Raw genomic sequence first — 22,216 nt, forward strand, 5'->3', positions numbered from 1 at the left:
GAATGGCTACACGACCGGCGGCGGACTTGGCCCCGCGCAAGCGGTTCTAAGGAGTGGCAAGGGACCTAACGCGCCGCCGAAGGAATCGCCGAATTCTATTGCGGATATTCTTTGCCGTTGATCCCATCCCATCAGCTTTTGAAAAGCTTCGCTTCCATGAAGTCGACGAACACGCGCAGCTTCGGCGCAAGGTGCTTGCTGGAAGGCCAGAGCATGCGGAAGGTTCCCTGATGCTGGTTGAAGTCATCCAGCACCGTTATCAACTCGCCCGATGCGATGGCGTTGCGCACCATGAAATCCGGCAGGCAGGCAATCCCCAAGCCGTCACGGGCGACGTGAATCAACACTTCCGTGGTGTTGCACACCATGGACGCTGGCAGAACGGGTTCCGCTTCTCCCAGTGCACCACGTAAAGGCCACGGCTCGAACTTGCCATTACTTGGGAACTTGTGTTGAAGGCAGGCATGCTGGACCAGGTCGGCAGGCACTCGGGGCCTACCATGCCTTAATAGATACTCAGGCGAAGCTACAAGCAGGAGTTTGAATGTTCCCAACTGACGGGACATCAGCCGGGAATCCGTCGGTTCTCCGGTGCGAATGACCGCATCGAAGCCTTCCGTAATCACATCCACCAGCCGGTCCGAGAAATCCACATCCAGTTCGATGGCCGGGTAGCGGTGCATGAATGCCGTAAGCGCCGGCATGACCAGGCCGCTGACTAGCGGCAGGCTTACGCGCAGCTTGCCCCGAGGCGCCAACCGGGTCTCCGATAGCTCCAGTTCCGCTGCTTCGATCTCGCTGAGGATGCGGCGACAACGCTCAAGAAACAGCGCGCCCTCCGCCGTCAGCGTGATGCTGCGGGTGCTGCGATGGAACAGGCGCACGCCCAGCCGTTCTTCCAGCCGGGCCACGCTCTTTCCCACGGCGGAAGACGATATACCGAGCACGCGCCCGGCTTCCGAAAAGCTTCGGTTTTCCGCCGCCTGCACGAAGAAGGCGATGCCGTTGAGAGATTCCATTTCATCGCCGATTTAAGAAAATTTGTCCGATATTTTAAGAACTTTAACCTATTTTTCTTTTGTGTGCGCGCCCCTATCCTGACGACTGCGCAGACTGAATGGGTTGGATCGTTGCGAGATCACGGCTTCGACGTCTGCTTGCTTCTCACTGACTCTTTACGGACGTTTTCCATGACTCAAACCAAAGCCGCCACAGGCGGCACCACACCCCGCGACTGGGTCCAACTGCTGGCCGCCTGCCTCACTGGGATACTGATCCCCTTGTGCTTTACTGGGCCGGCCGTCGTACTGCCCTCCATCAGCCAGGAACTGGGCGGTACGGCTACTCAATTGAACTGGGTGGTCAACGGCTACATCCTGACCTACGGCAGCGCCATGATGGCCGCCGGAAGCCTGACCGATACCTATGGTCGCAAGCGTGTCTGGCTCCTCGGACTGGCGCTGTTCGCACTGGTCACGTTCTCCATCGCGCTGGTGCGGTCCGTGATCTGGATCGACATCCTGCGTCTGTTTCAGGGCTTGGGCGGCGCCGCAGCCTTCGCGGGCGCCATGTCCTCCCTGGCGCAGACCTTCAAAGGCCCCATCCGCACGCGCGTCTTTAGCCTGCTCGGCACGACGTTCGGCATCGGCTTGGCATTCGGGCCGCTGGCATCGGGCTGGCTGGTCGAGGCGCTGAGCTGGCAGTGGGTGTTCCTGGCTACAGCATTGATCGGCGTGGCGGGGTTCCTGCTGGTGTGGACAAGCGCCACGGAATCTCGCGACCCTTACTCCACCGGACTAGATTGGCCGGGCGCAATCAGCTTCACAGCAGCACTCACCTTGTTCACCTACGGAATCCTGCTGGCGCCCGAAGAAGGTTGGCAGAGCGGATATGTGCTCGGCGCATTGCTGTCATCTGTCGCCCTGTTCATCGCATTCATCTACATCGAGCTCCGCGTAGCACGTCCCATGCTTGATCTATCGCTTTTCAGAAGCGCGCGCTTCGTTGGAGTGCAGGTGCTGGCCGCCTCGCCCGCCTTTTTTTTCGTAACGCTGATCGTGATGCTGCCAGGTCGCTTCATCGGCATTGACGGGCTTAGTGCCCTCGAAGCCGGGCAGATGATGATTCCCCTGGCCATACCGCTGCTGGTCGTACCGTTCCTGGCAGCACTGCTGTCGCGCTGGTTTACATCGGGCATGTTGTCTGGCATCGGACTGCTGCTTGTCGCGGTGGGATTGGCGTGGCTAGGAAGGGCATTGTCCGATGGGGCGGGGCCGACTCTAGTGATGCCGATGGCCCTTATCGGCATTGGCATTGGCCTGCCTTGGGGATTGATGGATGGCATGGCCGTGAGCGTGGTCGAAAATGAGCGCGCCGGCATGGCGACGGGCATCTTCAATGCCGTCCGCGTATCGGCCGATGGAATCGCCATCGCCATCGCAGGCGCACTGCTGGCAATCCTGATTCAAGGTGGACTGCTGGGCGCCTTGTGTACGGCCGATCCGGCAACTGTGACCGAGGCGGCCAATCGCGCGGCGCTTGGCGATCTGAACCAGTCCACCGCACTTCTGCCGGGTGTGCGCTCATTGGTGTTAACGACCTACGACAATGCCTTCCGCCTCGTGCTTTACATCCTGGCCGCATCGTCGGCACTGACTGCGATAGTGGTGTTTGCGCTGCTGGGACGATCTCGCGCGCATGACGAAGCAATGGGAGTAACGATATGAGCCATATCGCCGTGCTGGCGGCTTCCACGTTTGACCATGCCGAGGTAGCGGCCATTCCAACTGGCCTGGCAACTCATCGAGCTTATATACGTGTATTTCAGCCGAGGTGGTTGATCTTTGGGTTCAACGCATGGCCGAGTTCATGCGTCACCTCGAGCGCCAGTTCCTTCCCCGCATGGGATGGCACAACCGGGCCCGCTGGCACGTCGACCATATCGTGCCGCTGTCGAGCGCGTGCACGCCGGAGGAGGTGGTCGCGCTGTTTTGCTTCACCAACCTACGTCCGCTCTGGGCGGCCGACAACCGCGCCAAGGGCAGCCAGCGGCTGTTCCTGCTGTAACGGCGATATGAGAGGACGGCGCGCGATTCCCGGCATGCTACGACACACATGAACGTCCGTTATGGGTCGATAGCGGCCATACAAAGCGATCAGCGATAGCACTGCCCGCACGTTCTTCGCCCGAATACCGTTGCTTTGGCTGCTTCGTGGTCTCTTGCAAGCGCGTGGAGCGGTCTTCTCAGCCGCTCGCCACTTTCAGCCTCCAGTCGAAATCGGCCGCGGCGCCACTCCTTCCTTCGTCATGATCACCGGCTTGATCGTGCCATCCGCATTAAAGTACAAATGCTCGATGGCCGTCTCACGATGATGCCCGTCCTTGTCGCCCAACGGCCGGCGGTGATAAACGATGTACCAGTCGTCCGTACCCGGAATATTCGCCACCGAATGATGTCCCGCCCCATTGGCGATGGTCGTATCTTGCTGCAAGATCGTACCAATCCGCTTGAACGGCCCGAACGGCGACTTGCTCATCGCATAGGCAACACGATAATCCGGCCTCGTCCACCCGCCTTCCGACCACATGAAGTAGTACACGCCATTGCGCTTGGCCATGAACGAGCCCTCCACATAGGCTGGATCAGGCGTGATCTCCTTGAAGGTTGCCCCATCCGGGAACGGCACCACGCTCAGCAAGTCCGGCGCCAGCTTGACAACGTTGGCATGCTTCCAGCCGCCGTAATACATATACACCTGGCCGTCGTCGTCCTTGAACACCATCTGGTCGATCGGCTGGGCCCCGTTGTGGATCTTGTCGATCAGCGGGCGGCCGAGCGCATCCTTGAACGGGCCTTCGGGCCGGTCGCTGACCGCCACGCCGATGCCGCCCAGTTGGCCGTTGGCCTTGATGTCGTTGGCGCCGAAGAACAGGTAGTACTTGCCGTTGTGCTCGATGGCGGACGGAGCCCACACCGCATACGCCGCCCACGAGACGTTTTCGACGTCGAGCACGTGGGTGTGCCTGGTCCAGTTGACCAGGTCGGTCGACGAGAAGGCATCGAGGAAGGTCTGCTTCAGGTAGGGCTCCCAGATCAGGTCGGACTTGGCACGCATGGCGTCCTGCTCTGGAGTGAATCCGCGCGAGGTGCGCGGGGCGCCGTAGTGGTCCGAGTAAGTGGGATAGATCCAGTATTTGTTGCCGTAGATGCGGATTTCGGGGTCGGCGTACCAGCCGGGGACGATCGGGTTGGCGGCGTGGGAAGCAATGCCCAGGGTGGAGAGTAATACAAGCGCCAGTGATTTTGCGATGACAGTGCGTTTTGTTTTCATCTAGTCTCCTTCGATTGTTCTTGTGGCTACTCCAATTACTTAGATTCCCGCCTGCGCGGGAACGACGTCGGCAAACGTCTCTGACTGATTGGCATGTTCTTTTGTGCGCACGCCGTCCAGCACCCGCAGCAGCACGTCGACATTGACCGGCTTGACCAAATGATGCGCGAAGCCCGCGGCCAGCGCCGCATCGCGGTCCTGCTGCTGGCCGTAGCCAGTAATCGCGATCAGGGTCGCATCGCGCGTCGCAGGATCGGCCTTCAGCCGGCGCGCCAGTTCGCGCCCATCCATCTCCGGCAGGCCGATGTCGAGCAGACAGACGTCCGGCCTCATACCCCGCGCGCGTTCGAGTGCCGGCAGAGAGGCGTGCTCGATCGCCACCTCATGCCCCTGCGCCGACAGCAACAGGCCCAGCGTCTCGGCGGCGTCGTGATTGTCGTCCACCACCAGCACGCGCAAGGACGCGGCGCCGGCCGCGCAGGCGGCGCCCGGTGCGGGCGCCGGCGTTTCTTCTTCCTGCAGCAGCGGCAGGCTGATCACGAAGGTGCTGCCCTTCCCTAACCCGGGGCTGGAACAGCCCACCGTGCCGCCATGCAGCTCGACCAGGTGCTTGACCAGGGCCAGTCCCAGCCCAAGCCCGCCCTGCGAGCGGTCGGACGAACGCTCGGCCTGGGTGAACAGGTCGAATACGCGGCCGGTGAGCTCGCGGTCCATGCCGATGCCTTCGTCGCGCACACTGAGCACCAGGCGCGTGCCCAGTACCTCGGCGCGCAGGTCGATGCCGCGCCCCGGCGGCGTGTACTTGGCGGCATTGCCCAGCACATTGGCCACCACCTGCACCAGGCGCGCCTTGTCGCCGCGCACTGCGGCGTGTTCGGGAGGCAGGCGCACGCCAAGCTGCTGCGAGCGCGCGTCGATCGTCGGCCGCACCTGCTCCACCGCTTCTTCGACCACGGCGCGCGCCGGCACCCGCGCCTGACCCAGCGTGATCAGGCCGCGCGTGACGCGCGACACGTCGAGCAGGTCGTCCACCAGGCGTGTCATGTGGCGCACCTGGCGGCCGATGATGGTGCTGCTCTGGTGCACGCGGCGCTCGTCCATATTGCCCATACGGAGCAGCTCGGCGGCGGCGCTGATCGGCGCCAGCGGGTTCCTCAGCTCGTGCGCCAGCATGGCCAGGAATTCGTCCTTGCGGCGGTCGGCGTCCATCAGTTTTTCTTCAGCCAGCTTGCGGTCGGTGATGTCGCGGAAGAAGCTGGCGATGCCGCCGTCCTGGGTCGGGTAGGCGCGGATATCGGTCCAGATGCGGCGCCCGTCGGGGAAGGTGTGGCATTGCTCGGCGGCGCCGGCGCGGCGCGTGTCCATCACGCGGTGGTACATGCGGCCGGCCTCGCTGTCGGCCATGGCGGTGAACACTTCCCAGTGGTTGCGGCCGATGACTTCCTCGCGCGTGACGGCGCAGATGCGCAGGCCCTCGGCGTTCATGCGCAGCATAATCCAGTTGCGGTCGAACAGCGCGAAGCCTTCGGAGATATTGTCGAAGATGTCGCGGCTGCGGTCGCGCTCTTCGCGCAGCAGCGCCTGGGCGCGCGCGGTCTCGGCCGCGGCCCAGGTGCGCTCGGCCACGTCGCGCGCGAGCTGGACGTCGTGGGCGGTCCAGGACCGCGGGTTCGGCGCATCGACGCCCAGGCAGGCGATCAGGCGGCCGGCTTTCACCAGCGGCACCACCAGCAGGGCGCCGATGCGCTCGTCGCGCCAGGCGGCGCGCAGGCCTTGCGCGCGCGGGTCGTTGGCCGCGTCGTGGATCTGCACCACGGCGCCGCTGCGCAGCTCGTCCACCACTGCGGGGCTAAAATCGTGCAGCGGCGAGCGCAGCGCGGCCGGCGCATTTGCGCCATCCTGGGACCACAGGCGCGGCACGTCCAGCTGGCCGCTGAGCGGATCGATCTCGGCATACAGCACCCGGGCGGCGCCGAGCTCCACGCCCAGCAAGGCGCTGGCGGTGGCGATCACCTCCCCCGGATCGTCGATCGGGCCCAGCGCATCGGACACCCTGAGCTGGAAGGCGGCGCGCCGCTCGGCCAGCACGCGGCCGGTGGTTTCCATGCAGGTGCAGAACAGGCCGCCGACCTGGCCGGCCGCGTCGACCAGCGGGGCATACGAGAAGGTGAACCAGGCGCGCTCGGGATAGCCGTTGCGCTGCAGGTTCAGCTCGAAGTCTTCGAAGAACACCGCCTCGCCCGCCATGGTGCGCTCGAGCAGCGGCCGCAGGTCTGGCCAGGCTTCGGGCCACACCTCGGCGAACGGCAGGCCGGGCGCGCACGGATAGCGTTCGCCCAGGATGGGGATGTAGGCGTCGTTGAACAGGAAGGCGAACTGCGGTCCCCACGCGATGAACATCGGGAAGGACGAATGCAGCATCATGTCCACTGCGGTGCGCAGGGATGGCGGCCAGCCGTCGGCCGGGCCGAGGCTGGACGCCTGCCAGTCGTGGCCGCGCATGCGCGAAGCAACCTGGCCGTCACTCGAGAAAGCGGTATGCGGGAGCGGAACCATACCGCCGATTGTCGCATACCTTCTTATCAATACATCGCAGTTTTTTGCTGCGATTTTTGCAACATTACTTCTGGATGAAGTGCTCGCGGTAATAGCGCAGTTCTTCGATCGATTCGGTGATGTCGGCCAGGGCCGTGTGCTTCTGGTGCTTCTTGAAACCGGTGGCAACCTCGGGCTTCCAGCGGCGGCACAGTTCCTTCAGCGTCGATACGTCCAGGTTACGGTAATGGAAGAACGCTTCGAGCTTGGGCATGCCGCGCGCCATGAAGCGGCGGTCCTGGCAGATCGAGTTGCCGCACATCGGCGATTTGTTCGAGGGCACGTACTGCTTGAGGAAGGCGATCAGTTCCTGCTCGGCCTGGGCTTCGGTCACGGTCGAGGCTTTCACGCGGTCGATCAGGCCCGACTTGCCGTGGGTGCCCTTGTTCCAGTTGTCCATCTTGTCCAGCGTTGCATCCGACTGGTGGATGGCGAACACCGGGCCTTCGGCGATGATGTTCAGCTCGGGATCGGTAACGACCACCGCCACTTCGATGATGCGGTCGTTGTCCGGGTCCAGGCCGGTCATTTCCATGTCGACCCAGACCAGGTTGAACTCGTTTGGACGCTGGGCTGCGGCGGACTCGGTGGTTGGTGTAGCTTGTGACATAATTCTCTCTTTGCCTAGTCGTGTTTTACACTTAATCCTGCATTTTCTCACAGGCACAGAATGTCATCATTCGGGTTTTCGGTTTTGTTCGTCGTTTTCTTCGTGCTCACCATGGTGCTGCGCACCTGGCTGGCCGCGCGCCATATCCGGCACATCGCGCGCCATCGCGCCAGCGTGCCGGCCGAGTTTGCGCCAAAGGTGCCGCTGGCGGCGCACCAGAAAGCGGCCGACTATACCGTTGCCAAGACCCGCCTCGGCTTGATGGGCACGCTGTGGGGTGGCGCGGTCCTGATCGGCTTCACCCTGCTGGGCGGCCTGCAGCTGCTGTCGCTGGCCCTGTTGCCGTTGACCGGGCCCGGCCTGTGGCACCAGATGGCGCTGGTGGTGGCCTTCGGCGTGATTTCCAGCCTGCTCGACCTGCCGCTGGACTGGTACCGCCAGTTCGTGCTGGAGCAGCGCTTTGGCTTCAACAAGATGACCCCGGGCCTGTGGCTCAGCGACCTGGTCAAGAGCACGGTCGTGGGCGCCGTCATCGGCCTGCCGCTGCTGTGGGTCGTGCTCACCCTCATGGAGCAATCGGGCGACCTGTGGTGGTTCTATACCTGGCTGGTGTGGAGCGGCTTCCAGTTGCTCATGATTGCGTTCTACCCGAGTGTGATCGCGCCGATGTTCAACAAGTTCACCCCGCTCGAAGATGTCAGCCTCAAGCAGCGCATCGAGGGCCTGATGGCGCGCGTCGGCTTCGCATCGCGCGGCCTGTTCGTGATGGACGGCTCCAAGCGCAGCGCCCACGGCAACGCCTATTTCTCGGGCTTCGGCCGCGCCAAGCGCATCGTGTTCTTCGACACCCTGCTGTCGCGCCTCGAGCCGCAAGAGATCGAAGCTGTGCTGGCGCACGAGTTGGGCCACTTCAAGCTGCGCCACATCGTCAAGCGCATCGTCGTCATCTTCGCCATGTCGCTGGCCTTCCTGGCCCTGCTCGGCTACCTGAAAGGCCAGGCCTGGTTCTATACGGGCCTGGGCGTGCTGCCCTTCATGAACGCCTCGAACGATGGCATGGCCCTGATCCTGTTCATGCTGGTGCTGCCGGTGTTTACTTTCCCGCTGGCGCCGCTGTCGTCGATCACCTCGCGCAAGCACGAATTCGAGGCCGACGCCTTCGCGGCCCAGCATACCGATAGCCGCCACCTGGTGTCGGCCCTGGTCAAGATGTACGAAGACAACGCCTCCACGCTTACCCCGGACCCGCTGCACTCGGCCTTCTACGATTCGCATCCGCCGGCCTCGGTGCGCGTGAAACACCTGACGATGGCGGGCGCATGAAGCTGGAACATCGCGACTGCATCCATAACGCCAGGGCGCTCGATCCGTGGGTGATCGATGCCCTGCTTGCCGACGTACCCGGCTGGACCGCGATCGACGGCATCCTGTCGCGCCAATTCAAGCTGCCGGACTACCGCGCCACCATCGCTTTCGTGAATGCGGTGGCGCAGGTCTCCGACACGCAGGATCACCACCCCGACATGACGGTCGGATACGCCACCTGCCGCGTGACCTGGAGCACCCACTCGGCCGGCGGCGCCCTGACTGAAAACGATTTTATCTGCGCCGCGAAAGTGAATGCGCTTTACCTTGGAATGACCAGCGCATGAGCGACAAGAACAGTGAATTGACCGGCACCATCATCGCAGCCCACGGCCGCCACTACCTGGCCGACGCCGGCGGCGAAAAGCTGCAATGCGTCACGCGCGGCAAGAAGACCAATGTGGCTGTTGGCGACGTGGTGCACCTCAAGCGCACCTCGAACGACCAGGCCGTAATCGAAAAGATCGCGGACCGCACCACCCTGCTCTATCGCTCCGACCAATACAAATCGAAGCTGCTGGCGGCGAACATCTCGCGCCTGTTCATCGTCGTCGCCACCGAGCCGGGCTTTACCGACGACCTGGTGTCGCGCGCGCTGGTCGCCTGCGAGGCGGCCGGCATCGAGGCCCACCTCATCCTGAACAAGACCGACGTCGAAGACCTGCTGCCGCGCGCACGCGAGCGCGTGGCGCCGTATGCCGCACTGGGCTATCCGGTGCATGAGGTGTCGGCCACCGGGAACCCCGAACAGACTGTGGCGACGCTGGCCCCGCTGCTCGAAGGCCACTCGTCGATCTTCATCGGCCAATCCGGCATGGGCAAGTCGTCGATGATCAACCTCTTGGTGCCGGACGCCGACATCGCGGTGCGCGAAATCTCGGCCGCCCTCGACACCGGCAAGCACACCACGACGTTTACCAGGCTGTACTGGCTGCCCGAGGTCGACGGCAAGACCTCGGCGATCATCGATTCGCCCGGTTTCCAGGAGTTCGGCCTGTACCACCTGACGGAAGGGATGCTCGAGCGCGCCTTCGTCGAGTTCAAGCCCTATCTGGGTGGTTGCAAGTACTATAACTGCCGCCACCTGGCCGAGCCGCAGTGCGCCGTGCTGGACGCGGTCGCCGAAGGCAAGATCGCGCGCATGCGCCACGAGCTGTATGGGCAGTTGCTGCACGAGTCGGCCCAGACGCTATATTAGGAATTAGAAACTGGGAATTAGAAACTAGGAAATAGAAACCGTCACTTTCCCTAGCGGAAAGAAAAAGCCCTTATAATTCAAGGGACAACAAACGAGTAGACCAGATTATGCCAGGCACCACTCCGATCAAGCACTTCCTGCAATTCTCCGACTTCACGCGCGACGAGTTCGAATACGTCATCAAGCGCGCGGCGATCATCAAGCGCAAGTTCAAGGCCTATGAGGTCTATCATCCGCTGGTCGACCGCACCCTGGTGATGGTGTTCGAAAAGAGCTCGACCCGTACCCGCCTCTCTTTCGAGGCCGGCATGCACCAGCTGGGCGGCGCCGCCATCTACCTGAACACCCGCGACAGCCAGCTTGGCCGTGGCGAGCCGGTCGAAGACGCCGGCCAGGTGATGAGCCGCATGTGCGACATCATCATGGTCCGCACCTTCGGCCAGGACATCATCGACCGCTTCGCCGCCAATTCGCGCGTCCCGGTCATCAATGGCCTCACCAACGAACACCATCCCTGCCAGGTGCTCGCCGACGTGTTCACCTTCTGGGAACATCGCGGCTCGATCGCCGGCAAGACGGTGGCATGGATCGGCGACGCCAACAATATGCTGTACTCGTGGCTGCAGGCGGCCGAGGTGTTCGGCTTCCACCTGAACGTCTCGACGCCGAAGGGCTACGAGATGGATCCGGGCCTGGTCAACACCACGCGCTACACCCTGTTCGACAACCCGTCGGACGCCTGTCTAGGTGCCCACCTGGTCAATACCGACGTCTGGACCAGCATGGGCTACGAGAAGGAAAACGCAGAGCGCCTGAAAGCCTTCGACGGCTTCATCGTCGACGAAGCCAAGATGGCGCGCGCGGCCAGCGACGCCCTGTTCATGCACTGCCTGCCCGCACACCGCGGCGAGGAAGTCTCGGCCGGCGTCATCGACGGCCCGCAATCGGTGGTCTGGGACGAAGCCGAAAACCGCCTGCACGTACAAAAAGCCCTGATCGAATACCTGCTGCTCGGTCGCATTGAAGATTAAATTTTTTACCCCTGAAGCTTGATCGTTGGCCATCCGTCCTGTCGTAATCACAGGATGGATTTGCGCGCCAGCTGACCATTACTCCTCTACCATCCCTCCATCACTGGAACTCCCATGAGCGACATCAAGAAAGTAGTACTTGCCTATTCCGGCGGCCTCGACACCTCCGTCATCCTGAAATGGCTGCAAGACAATTATGGCTGCGAAATCGTCACCTTTACCGCCGACCTCGGCCAAGGTGAAGAGCTGGAACCGGCGCGCGCCAAGGCGCTGAAGTTCGGCATCAAGCCAGAGAATATCTATATCGACGATGTGCGCGAAGAGTTCGTGCGCGACTTCGTGTTCCCGATGTTCCGCGCCAACACCGTGTATGAAGGCGAATACCTGCTCGGTACCTCGATCGCGCGTCCGCTGATCGCCAAGCGCCTGATCGAGATCGCCAACGAGACCGGCGCCGACGCCGTCTCGCACGGCGCGACCGGCAAGGGCAACGACCAGGTGCGCTTCGAGCTGGGCGCCTATGCGCTCAAACCCGACGTCAAGATCATCGCCCCATGGCGCGAATGGGACCTGCTGTCGCGCGAAAAACTGCTGAAATACGCGGAAGACGCCGGCATCGCGGTCGACATGAAGCACAAGAACGGCGGCGCGCCATACTCGATGGACGCCAACCTGCTGCACATCTCGTTCGAAGGCCGCCACCTGGAAAACCCGAGCGCCGAAGCCGAGGAATCGATGTGGCGCTGGACCGTGTCGCCCGAGCAGGCGCCGGATGAAGCGGAATACCTCGATGTCGAATTCGAAAAAGGCGACATCGTCGGCCTGAACGGCAAGCGCCTGTCGCCGGCCGCCGTCCTCACCGAGCTGAACCGCCTGGGCGGCAAGCACGGCATCGGCCGCCTGGACCTGGTGGAAAACCGCTACGTCGGCATGAAGTCGCGCGGCTGCTACGAAACCCCGGGCGGCACCATCATGCTGCGCGCGCACCGCGCGATCGAATCGATCACGCTGGACCGCGAAGTGGCGCACCTGAAGGACGACCTGATGCCGCGCTACGCCTCGCTGATCTATAACGGCTACTGGTGGGCGCCGGAACGCGTCGCGCTGCAGACCCTGATCGACCACACCCAGGCCACCGTCAACGGCTGGGTGCGCATCAAGCTGTACAAGGGCAATGTGATTGTCGTGTCGCGCGATTCGAAGACCGATTCGCTGTTCGACATGAACATCGCGACCTTCGACGAAGACGGCGGCGCCTACAACCAGGCGGATGCGGGCGGCTTCATCAAGCTGAACGCGCTGCGCATGCGCATTGCGGCCAAGGCGCGCGCGAAGCGCGGGCAGTAAGGCGGTTGGAACCGGCTTGATAGCTGGTTTCGGCTGCGATGGGAAGCCGCCTTTGGGCGGCTTTTTTTGTGGGCGGGGATTGTGGTGGTGTGCTGCGGGCTTGGGTTCCCGCCTTCGCGGGAACGACGTGTTCGAGTACGTGGCAGGAATCGCGTTGTCGGCACAATGCAGCCAGCATTGACGTCGTTCCCGCGCAGGCGGGAACCCAAGTCCATTTGACCAGCCACAAACGCCACCCATGACCGCCAGCACAAACTGGCCCCATGGACAAGCCCTCCTACGTCTACATGCTAGCCAGCCGTCCTTACGGCACCCTGTACATCGGCGTCACGTCCGACCTGATCAAACGTATCTGGCAGCACAAGGAAGCCGCAGTCGCCAGCTTCACGAAGAAGTACGACGTCAAACACCTGGTCTGGTACGAAATCCACACCGACATCACCGCTGCCATCACCCGCGAAAAACAACTCAAACGCTGGAACCGCGACTGGAAAATCAACCTGATCCAGTCACTCAACCCATCCTGGCGCGATCTCTTTCACGAGATCTGCGGCTAGCCCCCTCGTTCACAAGAGTCCCAGCGCCTGCAACGCCGCCTTCCCCAGCGGCACCCGCTTGGCGCCGACCGTATCGTCGGTGATGTCGGCATTGAGCGCGAACGCATACACCTTGCCGTCCTTCTCGACCCAGCCCACCCACCAGCCGATCTGGTTCTTGCGGTCATCCGGCATATACCACCCAGTCTTCGCGTACAGGTTCGCGTGATCCTCCTGGCGCACGATCTCCCGCACCGCCGCCATCGCCGGCTCCGGGAACGGCAGCTTGCCTTGCGCAAGACGGCCCAAAAAGCGCGTCTGCTCGACCGCACTGATCTTCAACGGCCCCTCGAGCCAGAAGGCGTCGATGACCGACCCCGCGTTCATATTTCCGTAATCGAGCTGCCGCAGGCCTTCCCGCATCCTTGGCATGCCGATACGCCGCGCTAGCTCCTTGTACACCGGGACATTCGATACCCTGATCGCCTCGCGCAGCGGCATGTCCCTGGCCCATTGCGGCAGATAGGTCGGCCCGCCGCCATACGGCAGCACTTCGTCGACGCTGGAGACGGCGCCGGTGGCCAGGGCGATCAGCGAATTGGGAATCTTGTAGGTCGACGCCGGGACATAGCGGATGCTGGCGCGCTGGCGGTCGTGACCCGTGTATTCACCGGTGGCGACATCGTGCACGACGAAGGTGCCTGTGACGCCAGCCTTCTCGAATATCTCGGTGATCTTCGCATTGTCGTGCCACACGATAGCCGGCGTCTTCGCTTCCGCCGCGAGCGTCTTTGCCAGTTGCATCCGCCCCTTGTCGGCATAGGTACGGCAAGCGGTCTTGTCGACGAAGGCCGCATTACCCAGCCTGGCGCGCTGCGCATGACGCTTCCATAAATCGCTCCCATCCGGGTGGGCCGAGACCAGCACATCGCAAGGCAGCGCCGCGACCTTCGCGATCGAGCGCTCGACGTCCCTGCGCGCGCTCGGATAGGCCGGGTCGCCGCTGTAGCGGAAGGCCCCGGCGGCGATGGCGTTCAGGCTGTCGGCGTACACCATGTTCACGCGCTTGCCGCGATCGTTCGAGGTCCAGGTCCAGGTCGAGCCGCCCTGGGTATGGCCGGGCGTCGCATGCAGGGTGACGGCCAGCGGGCCAACCTTGACCGTGTCGCCATCGCGCACGATGCCGACCTTGGCCACCGGCGCCATGTCGTGTTCGAGCAGACCGGCATATTGCGGATCGCCGCGACTAGCCTTGCCGGAGCGCAGGACCGGCGCCGCGGCGGCAGTCGCCTTGACTTCGGCGCCGGACAGCCGCTGCAACTCGGTGATCCCGCCCGCGTGGTCGAAGTGCTCGTGCGAATTGAGGATGATGCGGATGTCCTCGACCTTGAAACCGAGCTTGCGGACGTTGGCCGCGATCTGGCTTGCCGCCTCGGGAGTGGCGCCATCGATCAGGATGTGTCCCTGCTTCGAGGCGATCAGCACCGCGCTGAGGCCACGCGTGCCGACGTAATAGCTGTCGCTGGACAGGGCGAAGGGTTCCTGCGGCGTGTTCCAGTCGTCGGCGGATGCCAAAGGCATGCACGTGACGAGTCCAGCCGCGGCCCATGCCAGGCTTGTGATCTTCATGAAGGGTCCTCAGTGAGTAATTAAAGCGCGTCCAGCCTTGACGGCAGTTCGCGCAGGAAGGCTTCTTTCAATAGCGGTCCGGCTGCGCGCTGCGGGTGCTGCCGGTCGAGGGTCAGGCGCGTGAACACGACCGTGCGGCCATCCTTGACGGCCCAGCCGACGAACCAGCCGTAGGAACGCGGCGGCTCTGTCGTCCCAGCCGGCTGCTCCAGCACGGCGGTCCCGGTCTTTGCATACACGTCCCAGCCGTTCGGCAGCGTGGGCAGGCGCAGCAGGGTCGCCGTCGTGTCGTAGGCCTGCGCACTCAAGCCCAGCTCGCGGTTGACGACCTTGCGCAGGAAGGCCGCCTGCTCCTGCGCCGAAATCTGCAGCGAGGAACCGATCCAGGCATCGGTCACGCCGCCCGACAAATCCCGGTTGCCGTAGTCGAAACGCTGCAGATACGATTGCAGGCCGTCGACACCGAGGCGCGAAGTCACCTGCTGCGCATACCACACGGTCGAGTTGCGGATCCAGCCCGTGGGGTCGGTGGTGGTGCGCCACGCCGGCAGCCAGTCGATATAGCCCTTCTTGAACGGCAGCGCCGGCGTGTGGGCGTCGAGCAGGATGCCCGCGTCATAGCCCATCAGGCTGACGACGATATTGAACGTGGAGGCCGGCGTGGCGCGCACGCCGCAATCGCCCTGCTCGACCAGGCGCGCGCCGCTCGCGGCGTCGAGCATGAGGGTGCAATCGAGCGTCGTCGGATGGCTGCTCCAGGCCAGCGCAGGCTGCAGCGCGAGGTTGCCGGCGAAGGCCAGCGCCAGGATTGCGAGTCCGGCGCCGCGCGCCCATGCCGCGTGCCGCGCCGCGCCCGGAGCGCGGATCAGTTCGACCCGGGCCGCCAGCGTGTCCGGGGTGACGCCGCCGAACGCCAGCGCCCCGCTCATGTCTCGGTGAGCATGGTGCTGCATGCGCAGCTGCGCGACCAGGGCCGCGGCATAGGCGCGGCGCTCGAGCGGCGGCCGGCCGCGCAACACGTCGCGGTCGCAGCCGAGTTCCTGCGCCCAAGTGAGTTTTTCGCGCAGCAGGCGCATCGCGGGATTGAACCAGCACAGCGCCTGCAGTATCGCGCCGGCCGTCAGCCACCACAGGTCGCCGCGACGCCAGTGCGTCAGTTCGTGGGCCACGATCAGCTCGCGCTGCAGCGGATCGATGTCGCGCAAGGATAGCGGCAGCAGCAGGCGCGGTTTGAACGGACCGACCAGCATGGGCGGGATCGGGGCGTCGACTTCGACGATGCCCGGCCCGACTGCACCTGGCTGGCGCGCGCCGCCGCGCATCAGCCGGTTCAGCGTCCGCTGGCCGCGCCAGAGCCGGCCCAGCATCCATGCCAGGCCCAGCGCGTAGGCCAGCACCCAGGCCCAGGCCAGCCAGGCCAGCGGGGAACGCCCATCCACGGCGGCCGCCAGCATGCCGGCGACGGTCTCGGGGGCCCTGTCGACAACGGGCAGGTTCGCCGCCGCCGCGCTCACGTCGACTTCGAACACCGGTTGCATATTCGCCTGCCGCGCAGGAGCGATCAACAGCAGCAAGAAGGTGGCCGCGATCGCGGCCTGGCCCAGCAGCCAGGTCGAGCGCTGCATGCCCAGTGCGGGCAGCGCGCGCCGCGCCAGCCGGGTCGCGCCCCATACCGCCAGCCCGGCCGCCAGGCAGCCGGCGCTGGCGAACAGGAAGCGGATGGCGAGCTGGTCGAGCGCAGTCATGGGGCGCCGTCCGTGTCCAGCGGCCAGTCGTTCAGGAGCTGCTCCAGGCGCGCCAGCTCCGCATCGTCGACCAGCTTGCTGCCGGTGAACATATTGACCGGCAGCGGCGTATCGATTTCCATCACGCGCCGCCCGAAGTCGTGGGCGAAGGCGGCCAGGGTGTCGACCTTGTCACTTACCGCCTCGTACACCTGCACGCCATGGCGAACTTCCTGGCGCACCATGTTTTTCTCGAGCATGCGCTCGAGCGTCTTGCGGGTCGACGAATACGACCACGCCAGTTCATCCACCACCGCGTCATGGATTTCGCGGGCGCTCAATGGCTGCCGGCGCCACAGCGCTTTCAGCAGGCTCAGTTCGGAGATCGAGGGGACGGCCATGAACAACACTCCAGATTGCGACGATAGCCACAATCATGCGACAAGTGTCGCAATGCTGTCAACTAGTTACGCAAGTCATCCACCGGCTCGCTGCCGAATCCCGGCGCCAGCAGGTAATCGACCAGCTTCCTGGCGCATGCCTCGGGCGAATCCAGCGCGCCGCCCTCCTTGAGCGCGACGAACCGCTCGCGCATCGGGAAATCGACATCCGGCGTGGCGCGGATCGCGGCCTGCATATCGGTGTCGATCACGCCCGGCGCCAGGCTGCAGGCGCGCACGCCCGTGTCGCCGTCGAGCAGGACCGCGCGCGCATGCTGGTCGAGCGCCGCCTTGGTCGCGCAATACACGGCCCAGCCGGGATAGGCATTGCGCGCAGCGCCGCTCGAAACGTGCAGGATGCGGCGCTGGGCCTTTGGCGCGGCCCGCACGAAGGCGGCGGCCAGCGCCAGCGGCGCGCCGACGTTGAGCGCGACGGCGCGCAGCACCTCGGCGGGATCCTGCGCGGCAAGCGGGCCGACCGGCGTGACCACGCCGGCATTGTTCACCAGGAGCGCATCGCCTGCATCCTGCAGAAAATCGCGCAGCGCATCGCCCGCGAGCCAGGCCTGCAAGGCGGCCGGATCGGCCATGTCGAGTTCGATCTGTTCGATGCCGGCCAGTGGCGAACGGCCGCGCGCCAGGCCCAGCACGGCGATGCCGCGCGCCTGCAGTTCGGCCGCGACCGCGGCCCCGAGGCCGCGGGTGTGGCCGGTGACGATTGCCTTCTTCATACTGTAGTCCTCTTAAGTTCGTCCTTAGACGAAAACGGGTTCGGGTTCGAGCGCCACGCCATAGCGGGCCGCCACGTCGGACTGGATGGCCTGGGCCAGGCGCACCACATCGGTCCCCACCGCGCCGCCGAGGTTCACCAGGACCAGCGCCTGCTTGTGGTAGACACCGGCCGGGCCGATGTTCTTCCCCTTCCAGCCGCACTGGTCGATCAGCCAACCCGCCGCCAGCTTCTCGCTGCCATCGGGCTGGGCATGGTGGACGAGATTCGGATACATCTCGAGCAGGCGCCGGCATTCCTCGCCCGAGACCACAGGGTTCTTGAAGAAACTGCCGGCATTGCCGATCTCCAGTGGATCGGGCAGCTTGCGGCGGCGGATCGCTTCCACGATGGCGCCGATATCGCGCGGCGTCGGCGCCGCCAGCCCCGCCTCCTGCACCGCATTGGCCAGTTCGGCATAGCGCAGGTTCGGCTGCCAGGCCGCCGGTAGGGCGAAGGTGACGTCCAGCACGATCAGATCGCGGCCAATGGCGTGCTTGAAGATGCTGTCGCGGTAGCCGAAGCGGCAGGCGGCGGCGTCCAGGGTGTGGATCTGGCCGCTGGCCATGTCGAAGGCCGTCAGGCTGTGGAACACATCCTTGGTTTCGACGCCATACGCCCCCACGTTCTGGATGGGTGCGGCGCCGACCGTGCCGGGGATCAGGGACAGGTTTTCCAGGCCGCCCAGCCCCTGCGCCAGGGTGAATCCGACGAAGGCGTGCCAGTTCTCGCCGGCCTGGGCGCGCACCAGGATCTTGCCGTCCTGCTCGCCCAGGATATCCCGACCCTGGCCGGCCATGTGCAGCACCAGGCCGTCGAAGTCCTGGGTGAACAGCAGGTTGCTGCCGCCGCCCAGCACCAGGCGCGGCAAACCGGACAGGGCGGGATCGGCGCGCAGCGCCGTCAATTGCTCGGCGCCCGTGACGCGCAAGTATTGACGGGCGGTGACGGGGATGCGGAAGGTATTCAGCCCGGCGAGCGGCTGGTCGTGGACGATGGGCAGGTCTGGATGCATGACGTGTGGGATAAAAAATGTCGTTTCATTATAGTGGTTCACGCATTCCCGACTTTCCAGCCTGGCAAAACGGTCGCGATTCGGGCCGTTGTCCGCTAAAATAGAGGGATTAATCTAAGAGCCTGTCCCGGTAGGTGGGGGAAAGCTCATGGCGATGCATGGCGGGCGTGGGCAAGGCGCGAGGAGGCCGCATGGCGCGCCATGCAACGACGAGCAACGCAGCACACGCCTGCCAGGCGCGCCAGGAGCGACTCCCACCTACCGGGACAGGCTCTAATGCTTTATAAAATAAGGACACTCCATGCCATCGTTTGATGTGGTCTGCGAAGCAGACATGGTCGAAGTCAAGAACGCGGTCGAGCAATCGAACAAGGAAATCACGACCCGTTTCGACTTCAAGGGCAGCTCGGCCAATGTCGAACAAAAAGAGCGCGAACTGACGCTGCTGGCCGATTCCGATTTCCAGCTCAGCCAGGTCAAGGACGTGCTCATCAACAAGATGTCGAAGCGCAAGGTCGACGTACGCTTCCTCGACGAAGGCAAGGTCGAGAAGATCGGCGGCGACAAGGTCAAGCAGGTGATCAAGGTGCGCAACGGTATCGAGACCGAAGACGCGAAAAAGATCACCAAACTGATCAAGGAAAGCAAAATGAAGGTGCAAGCCAGCATCCAGGGCGAGTCGGTGCGCGTTACTGGTGCTAAGCGCGACGACCTGCAGACGGCGATGGCGATGCTGCGCAAGGACGTGCAAGAGCTGCCGCTGGCCTTCAATAATTTCCGCGACTGACATTTAGAACTGAGTCGCATGTGGCCGGCATGACCGGCTTGAGAGCAAGGCACGCGTGGACAGGTTCCGCGGCGCCTTGCCCCGCTTGGAGTAGAATGGCGCCTTGAAATTCATGCGTTTTCGTGACGCTGTGCGCCGCCGCAAACCCGGGCAGATTAGGTAGTCTAAGGATAGCAATGAAACGTGTTGATGATTTCCGCCTACGTATGGGCAACAAGGAATATGTGCCCATCATGATTGGCGGAATGGGTGTGGACATTTCGACGTCCGAGCTGGCCCTCGAAGCGGCCCGCCTCGGTGGTATCGGTCATATCTCCGACGCCATGTCCCAGGACGTGTCCGACCGCAAGTTCGACACCACCTTCGTTAAAGACAAGACGAAGACCTACAAGTTCAACATCAACAATATGAACAAGGCGGTGGTCCAGTTCGACCTGGATCACCTGGCCGAGGCGACCCGTCGCCACGTCGGTTCGACCATGGAAGCGAAGAAAGGCGATGGCCTTATCTACGTCAATTGCATGGAAAAGCTGACCATGAACGCGCCGAAGGAAACCCTGCGCGTGCGCCTGGGCGCGGCGCTGGACGCCGGCATCGACGGCATCACCCTGTCGGCCGGCCTGCACCTGGGTTCGTTCGAGCTGATCAAGGACCACCCGCGCTTCCGCGACGCCCACCTGGGCATCATCGTGTCCTCGGTGCGCGCGCTGCAATTGTTCCTCAAGAAAGTGTCGCGCTTGGACCGCAAGCCGGACTTCGTCATCGTCGAAGGCCCGCTGGCCGGCGGCCACCTGGGCTTCGGTCTCGATGACTGGAAGCAGTATGACCTGCACACCATCATGGACGAGATCCACGCCTTCATGCAGGCCGAGCAGCTGGGCATCCCGGTGATCGCGGCCGGCGGCGTGTTTACGGGTTCGGACGCGGCCGGCTTCATGGAGAAAGGCGCCGCCGGCGTGCAGGTGGCGACCCGCTTCACCGTCACCCACGAGTGCGGCCTGCCGGACAGCGTCAAGCAGGAATACTTCCGCGCCAGCGAAGAGGACATTGAAGTCAACGGCGTCTCGCCGACCGGCTATCCGATGCGCATGCTCAAGAATACCCCGGCAATCGGCTCGGGCATCCGTCCCGGCTGCGAATCCTACGGCTACCTGCTGGACGCCACCGGCAACTGCGCCTACATCAACTCGTACAATCGCGAGGTGCAGGCCCATCCCGACCAGAAAAAAGTGGTCGTGATGGACAAGACCTGCCTGTGCACGCACATGCGCAACTTCAATTGCTGGACCTGCGGCCACTACACCTACCGCCTGAAGGACACCACCCACCTGCTGGCGGACGGCAATTACCAGATCCTGAGCGCGGAACACGTGTTCAAGGATTACCAGTTCAGCGTGAACAACGAGATCGCGCTGCCGGTGAAGCAGGAAGTCGCAGCGGCGTAAGCGCCCTGCCTTTCCCATGAACGCCACGACCCAGGTCGTGATGGCGTTAAGTTAAGGCGAAAGTCTTCTTGAGTTAGCATAAAAACGTCGTCCCCGCGCAGGCGGGGACCTAAGTTGCAAGCGTTTCGACGACGCTTGCAGAACTTGGGTCCCCGCCTCCGCGGGGAGTCGTTACTGCCAGTGGCAGTAACGACGTATTTGACAGTTAGCTCAGCAGCTTAACTTAAGGCAATTACAGCCCAGGCCGTGGCTGTTCTTATTTCTCACGCCCTGCTTCAGCTCGCATCGAACCAGCGCATGATCGCGCCATACTCACCCATCACCTGCTCAGCGCCGCCCCCTTCCGCCACCAGGTCATGGTTGGCGCCAGGCAGGCGCCGTATCGTCACATCCCGGCCTTGCGCGCGTAGCTGCGCGTACATCACTTCGGTCGACAGGATCGGCACGCTCGCATCGCGCATCCCGCTCACGATGTAGACCCGGGCCTTCGATTGCAGCAGATTGTCACCCGGCGACTGGGCAAGGAAACTGCTCCAGCGCCGGTATGAATGGCCCCAGTCGAACTTGCTGCCACTGCCCGGATTGGCCTGGATATCCTTGAGCGTGGCGTCGAGCGACGCCAGCTCGCGCAGCTTGTCGTCATCGCTGCCGCCGCCCTGGTGGATGCGCGCGATGCTGTCGAACAGCTGCGTGGTGCCGGAGACACCTGCCAGCGCCACCGCGCGCACTTCGGGCACGGCGCGGGCGAGCCCGGCCGCCATCACGCCACCTTCGGAAATCCCGACCACTAGGACGCGCGTGGCATCGATCTCGGGCCGCGCCAGGGCGTGGCGCAGCGCCGTGCTCAAGGTGGCCAGCCAGGTATCGTACGAAAACTGATTGTTGAAGTCGGCGCCGCAGCCATCGGCGCTGCCGCCCTGCCCGCTCTGCTGCGCTGGCTGATGAGGCTTGTCCACCGACATCACTGCATAGCGTCCGCCTTGCGCGAGCGGCACCCATGGCAGGATCGAGGCGCTGCGCTCTTGCGTGCCGAGGCCGCTGAACGGCGGCGTGCAGCCCGATCCCTGCACGAACAGCACCAGCGGCGCCTTCGCCTTCGGCGTCGACAGGTAGTAGCTCACCGGCGCTCCTTCGCTGCGCGGCAAGGTCACCCGGTTGATGCCCCAGGTGCCAAAACTAAAGCTTTCCTGCTGAACAGCAGGCGCGGCATGCGCGCCCGCCGTGATGGCCAGGAGAGAGAGTACGCATGCGCCGCGCCGGATATAAGTTTGCATGAAATGTCTCGATGGAATGAAGCCGTCGAGTGTGCCACCGTGTTAATACGAAAGCAATGCGCAGCGGGTAGCCCCGAACGACCGGCGCTTGTCCCGCTCAATGTCCATGATTGCCGGCT

Annotated in this window: 20 protein-coding genes; 10 read left to right on the forward strand and 10 right to left on the reverse strand. The window is 63.8% G+C overall.

The features are described 5' to 3' along the window. Nucleotides 1-131: 131 nt before the first annotated feature. The gene (locus SOM61_RS14930) at nt 132-1,019 is read right to left on the reverse strand and encodes a LysR family transcriptional regulator (protein ID WP_320474809.1); all 888 of its coding nucleotides are present in this window, start codon (nt 1,017-1,019) and stop codon (nt 132-134) included. Between the two features lie 171 nt (nt 1,020-1,190). On the opposite strand from SOM61_RS14930, the gene SOM61_RS14935 reads away from it, so the two are divergent. Next, on the forward strand, nt 1,191-2,726 hold the full coding sequence (locus tag SOM61_RS14935) for an MFS transporter (RefSeq protein ID WP_320474810.1): 1,536 nt from the start codon (nt 1,191-1,193) through the stop codon (nt 2,724-2,726). A gap of 130 nt (nt 2,727-2,856) precedes the next feature. Further along, entirely contained in the window at nt 2,857-3,066 is a 210-nt protein-coding gene (locus SOM61_RS14940; protein ID WP_320474811.1) for a hypothetical protein, read from the forward strand. A 195-nt stretch (nt 3,067-3,261) separates the two neighbouring features. On the opposite strand, the gene SOM61_RS14945 is transcribed toward SOM61_RS14940, so the two are convergent. The 3 genes from SOM61_RS14945 to orn form a co-directional block, all read right to left on the reverse strand. Next, nucleotides 3,262-4,332: a glycoside hydrolase family 43 protein gene (locus tag SOM61_RS14945; RefSeq protein ID WP_123072139.1), complete on the reverse strand. Its 1,071-nt coding sequence runs from the start codon at nt 4,330-4,332 to the stop codon at nt 3,262-3,264. A gap of 39 nt (nt 4,333-4,371) precedes the next feature. Beyond that, the gene (locus SOM61_RS14950) at nt 4,372-6,888 is read right to left on the reverse strand and encodes a hybrid sensor histidine kinase/response regulator (protein ID WP_320474812.1); all 2,517 of its coding nucleotides are present in this window, start codon (nt 6,886-6,888) and stop codon (nt 4,372-4,374) included. Nucleotides 6,889-6,952: 64 nt separating this feature from the next. Continuing rightward, complete coding sequence (gene orn, locus SOM61_RS14955; RefSeq protein WP_123072140.1) at nt 6,953-7,537, reverse strand: oligoribonuclease; 585 nt, start codon at nt 7,535-7,537, stop codon at nt 6,953-6,955. A gap of 60 nt (nt 7,538-7,597) precedes the next feature. On the opposite strand from orn, the gene SOM61_RS14960 reads away from it, so the two are divergent. From SOM61_RS14960 to SOM61_RS14985, 6 genes are all read left to right on the forward strand, one after another. Beyond that, nucleotides 7,598-8,860, forward strand: coding sequence for a M48 family metallopeptidase (locus tag SOM61_RS14960; RefSeq protein ID WP_320474813.1), 1,263 nt, complete (start codon nt 7,598-7,600; stop codon nt 8,858-8,860). After that, the gene (locus SOM61_RS14965; RefSeq protein WP_320474814.1) at nt 8,857-9,189 is read left to right on the forward strand and encodes a 4a-hydroxytetrahydrobiopterin dehydratase; all 333 of its coding nucleotides are present in this window, start codon (nt 8,857-8,859) and stop codon (nt 9,187-9,189) included. Before SOM61_RS14960 ends, SOM61_RS14965 begins: the two co-directional genes overlap by 4 nt. Continuing rightward, on the forward strand, nt 9,186-10,100 hold the full coding sequence (gene rsgA, locus SOM61_RS14970; RefSeq protein WP_320474815.1) for a ribosome small subunit-dependent GTPase A: 915 nt from the start codon (nt 9,186-9,188) through the stop codon (nt 10,098-10,100). The genes SOM61_RS14965 and rsgA overlap by 4 nt, the downstream gene beginning before the upstream one ends. A 107-nt stretch (nt 10,101-10,207) precedes the next feature. Further along, nucleotides 10,208-11,131: an ornithine carbamoyltransferase gene (gene argF, locus SOM61_RS14975; protein ID WP_320474816.1), complete on the forward strand. Its 924-nt coding sequence runs from the start codon at nt 10,208-10,210 to the stop codon at nt 11,129-11,131. 114 nt (nt 11,132-11,245) lie between these two features. After that, on the forward strand, nt 11,246-12,478 hold the full coding sequence (locus SOM61_RS14980; RefSeq protein ID WP_123072145.1) for an argininosuccinate synthase: 1,233 nt from the start codon (nt 11,246-11,248) through the stop codon (nt 12,476-12,478). A gap of 263 nt (nt 12,479-12,741) precedes the next feature. Then, a complete protein-coding gene (locus SOM61_RS14985) occupies nt 12,742-13,035 on the forward strand; it encodes a GIY-YIG nuclease family protein (protein WP_320474817.1) in 294 nt (97 codons plus the stop codon). 9 nt (nt 13,036-13,044) lie between these two features. On the opposite strand, the gene bla is transcribed toward SOM61_RS14985, so the two are convergent. From bla to murB, 5 genes are all read right to left on the reverse strand, one after another. Continuing rightward, complete coding sequence (gene bla / locus SOM61_RS14990; RefSeq protein WP_320474818.1) at nt 13,045-14,643, reverse strand: subclass B3 metallo-beta-lactamase; 1,599 nt, start codon at nt 14,641-14,643, stop codon at nt 13,045-13,047. Nucleotides 14,644-14,663: 20 nt separating this feature from the next. Next, nucleotides 14,664-16,388 carry a penicillin-binding transpeptidase domain-containing protein gene (locus tag SOM61_RS14995; RefSeq protein ID WP_320474819.1) on the reverse strand — a complete coding sequence of 575 codons (1,725 nt, stop codon included), beginning with the start codon at nt 16,386-16,388 and terminating at the stop codon, nt 14,664-14,666. Next, complete coding sequence (locus SOM61_RS15000; protein WP_320474820.1) at nt 16,385-16,768, reverse strand: BlaI/MecI/CopY family transcriptional regulator; 384 nt, start codon at nt 16,766-16,768, stop codon at nt 16,385-16,387. The genes SOM61_RS14995 and SOM61_RS15000 overlap by 4 nt, the downstream gene beginning before the upstream one ends. A gap of 62 nt (nt 16,769-16,830) precedes the next feature. After that, complete coding sequence (locus tag SOM61_RS15005; RefSeq protein ID WP_320474821.1) at nt 16,831-17,538, reverse strand: SDR family oxidoreductase; 708 nt, start codon at nt 17,536-17,538, stop codon at nt 16,831-16,833. 24 nt (nt 17,539-17,562) lie between these two features. Then, complete coding sequence (gene murB / locus SOM61_RS15010) at nt 17,563-18,591, reverse strand: UDP-N-acetylmuramate dehydrogenase (RefSeq protein WP_320474822.1); 1,029 nt, start codon at nt 18,589-18,591, stop codon at nt 17,563-17,565. Between the two features lie 301 nt (nt 18,592-18,892). On the opposite strand from murB, the gene SOM61_RS15015 reads away from it, so the two are divergent. Together SOM61_RS15015 and SOM61_RS15020 are read left to right on the forward strand one after the other, a co-directional pair. Then, on the forward strand, nt 18,893-19,378 hold the full coding sequence (locus SOM61_RS15015) for a YajQ family cyclic di-GMP-binding protein (RefSeq protein ID WP_123070872.1): 486 nt from the start codon (nt 18,893-18,895) through the stop codon (nt 19,376-19,378). Between the two features lie 176 nt (nt 19,379-19,554). Next, nucleotides 19,555-20,823, forward strand: coding sequence for a nitronate monooxygenase (locus SOM61_RS15020; RefSeq protein WP_147934673.1), 1,269 nt, complete (start codon nt 19,555-19,557; stop codon nt 20,821-20,823). A 275-nt stretch (nt 20,824-21,098) separates the two neighbouring features. Here SOM61_RS15020 and SOM61_RS15025 read toward each other — a convergent pair whose 3' ends face one another. Next, the gene (locus SOM61_RS15025; RefSeq protein WP_320474823.1) at nt 21,099-22,097 is read right to left on the reverse strand and encodes an alpha/beta hydrolase family protein; all 999 of its coding nucleotides are present in this window, start codon (nt 22,095-22,097) and stop codon (nt 21,099-21,101) included. Nucleotides 22,098-22,216: the final 119 nt, after the last annotated feature.

Source organism: Massilia sp. CFBP9012 (assembly GCF_034045115.1).
Taxonomy (GTDB): Bacteria; Pseudomonadota; Gammaproteobacteria; order Burkholderiales; family Burkholderiaceae_D; genus Telluria.

Excerpts from the sequence above, each read along its gene's own strand:
- SOM61_RS14930 (WP_320474809.1), bottom strand. The coding sequence starts at position 1,019 with ATGGAATCTCTCAACGGCATCGCCTTCTTCGTGCAGGCGGCGGAAAAC.
- SOM61_RS14935 (WP_320474810.1), top strand. The coding sequence starts at position 1,191 with ATGACTCAAACCAAAGCCGCCACAGGCGGCACCACACCCCGCGACTGG.
- SOM61_RS14940 (WP_320474811.1), top strand. The coding sequence starts at position 2,857 with ATGGCCGAGTTCATGCGTCACCTCGAGCGCCAGTTCCTTCCCCGCATG.
- SOM61_RS14945 (WP_123072139.1), bottom strand. The coding sequence starts at position 4,332 with ATGAAAACAAAACGCACTGTCATCGCAAAATCACTGGCGCTTGTATTA.
- SOM61_RS14950 (WP_320474812.1), bottom strand. The coding sequence starts at position 6,888 with ATGGTTCCGCTCCCGCATACCGCTTTCTCGAGTGACGGCCAGGTTGCT.
- orn (WP_123072140.1), bottom strand. The coding sequence starts at position 7,537 with ATGTCACAAGCTACACCAACCACCGAGTCCGCCGCAGCCCAGCGTCCA.
- SOM61_RS14960 (WP_320474813.1), top strand. The coding sequence starts at position 7,598 with ATGTCATCATTCGGGTTTTCGGTTTTGTTCGTCGTTTTCTTCGTGCTC.
- SOM61_RS14965 (WP_320474814.1), top strand. The coding sequence starts at position 8,857 with ATGAAGCTGGAACATCGCGACTGCATCCATAACGCCAGGGCGCTCGAT.
- rsgA (WP_320474815.1), top strand. The coding sequence starts at position 9,186 with ATGAGCGACAAGAACAGTGAATTGACCGGCACCATCATCGCAGCCCAC.
- argF (WP_320474816.1), top strand. The coding sequence starts at position 10,208 with ATGCCAGGCACCACTCCGATCAAGCACTTCCTGCAATTCTCCGACTTC.
- SOM61_RS14980 (WP_123072145.1), top strand. The coding sequence starts at position 11,246 with ATGAGCGACATCAAGAAAGTAGTACTTGCCTATTCCGGCGGCCTCGAC.
- SOM61_RS14985 (WP_320474817.1), top strand. The coding sequence starts at position 12,742 with ATGGACAAGCCCTCCTACGTCTACATGCTAGCCAGCCGTCCTTACGGC.
- bla (WP_320474818.1), bottom strand. The coding sequence starts at position 14,643 with ATGAAGATCACAAGCCTGGCATGGGCCGCGGCTGGACTCGTCACGTGC.
- SOM61_RS14995 (WP_320474819.1), bottom strand. The coding sequence starts at position 16,388 with ATGACTGCGCTCGACCAGCTCGCCATCCGCTTCCTGTTCGCCAGCGCC.
- SOM61_RS15000 (WP_320474820.1), bottom strand. The coding sequence starts at position 16,768 with ATGGCCGTCCCCTCGATCTCCGAACTGAGCCTGCTGAAAGCGCTGTGG.
- SOM61_RS15005 (WP_320474821.1), bottom strand. The coding sequence starts at position 17,538 with ATGAAGAAGGCAATCGTCACCGGCCACACCCGCGGCCTCGGGGCCGCG.
- murB (WP_320474822.1), bottom strand. The coding sequence starts at position 18,591 with ATGCATCCAGACCTGCCCATCGTCCACGACCAGCCGCTCGCCGGGCTG.
- SOM61_RS15015 (WP_123070872.1), top strand. The coding sequence starts at position 18,893 with ATGCCATCGTTTGATGTGGTCTGCGAAGCAGACATGGTCGAAGTCAAG.
- SOM61_RS15020 (WP_147934673.1), top strand. The coding sequence starts at position 19,555 with ATGAAACGTGTTGATGATTTCCGCCTACGTATGGGCAACAAGGAATAT.
- SOM61_RS15025 (WP_320474823.1), bottom strand. The coding sequence starts at position 22,097 with ATGCAAACTTATATCCGGCGCGGCGCATGCGTACTCTCTCTCCTGGCC.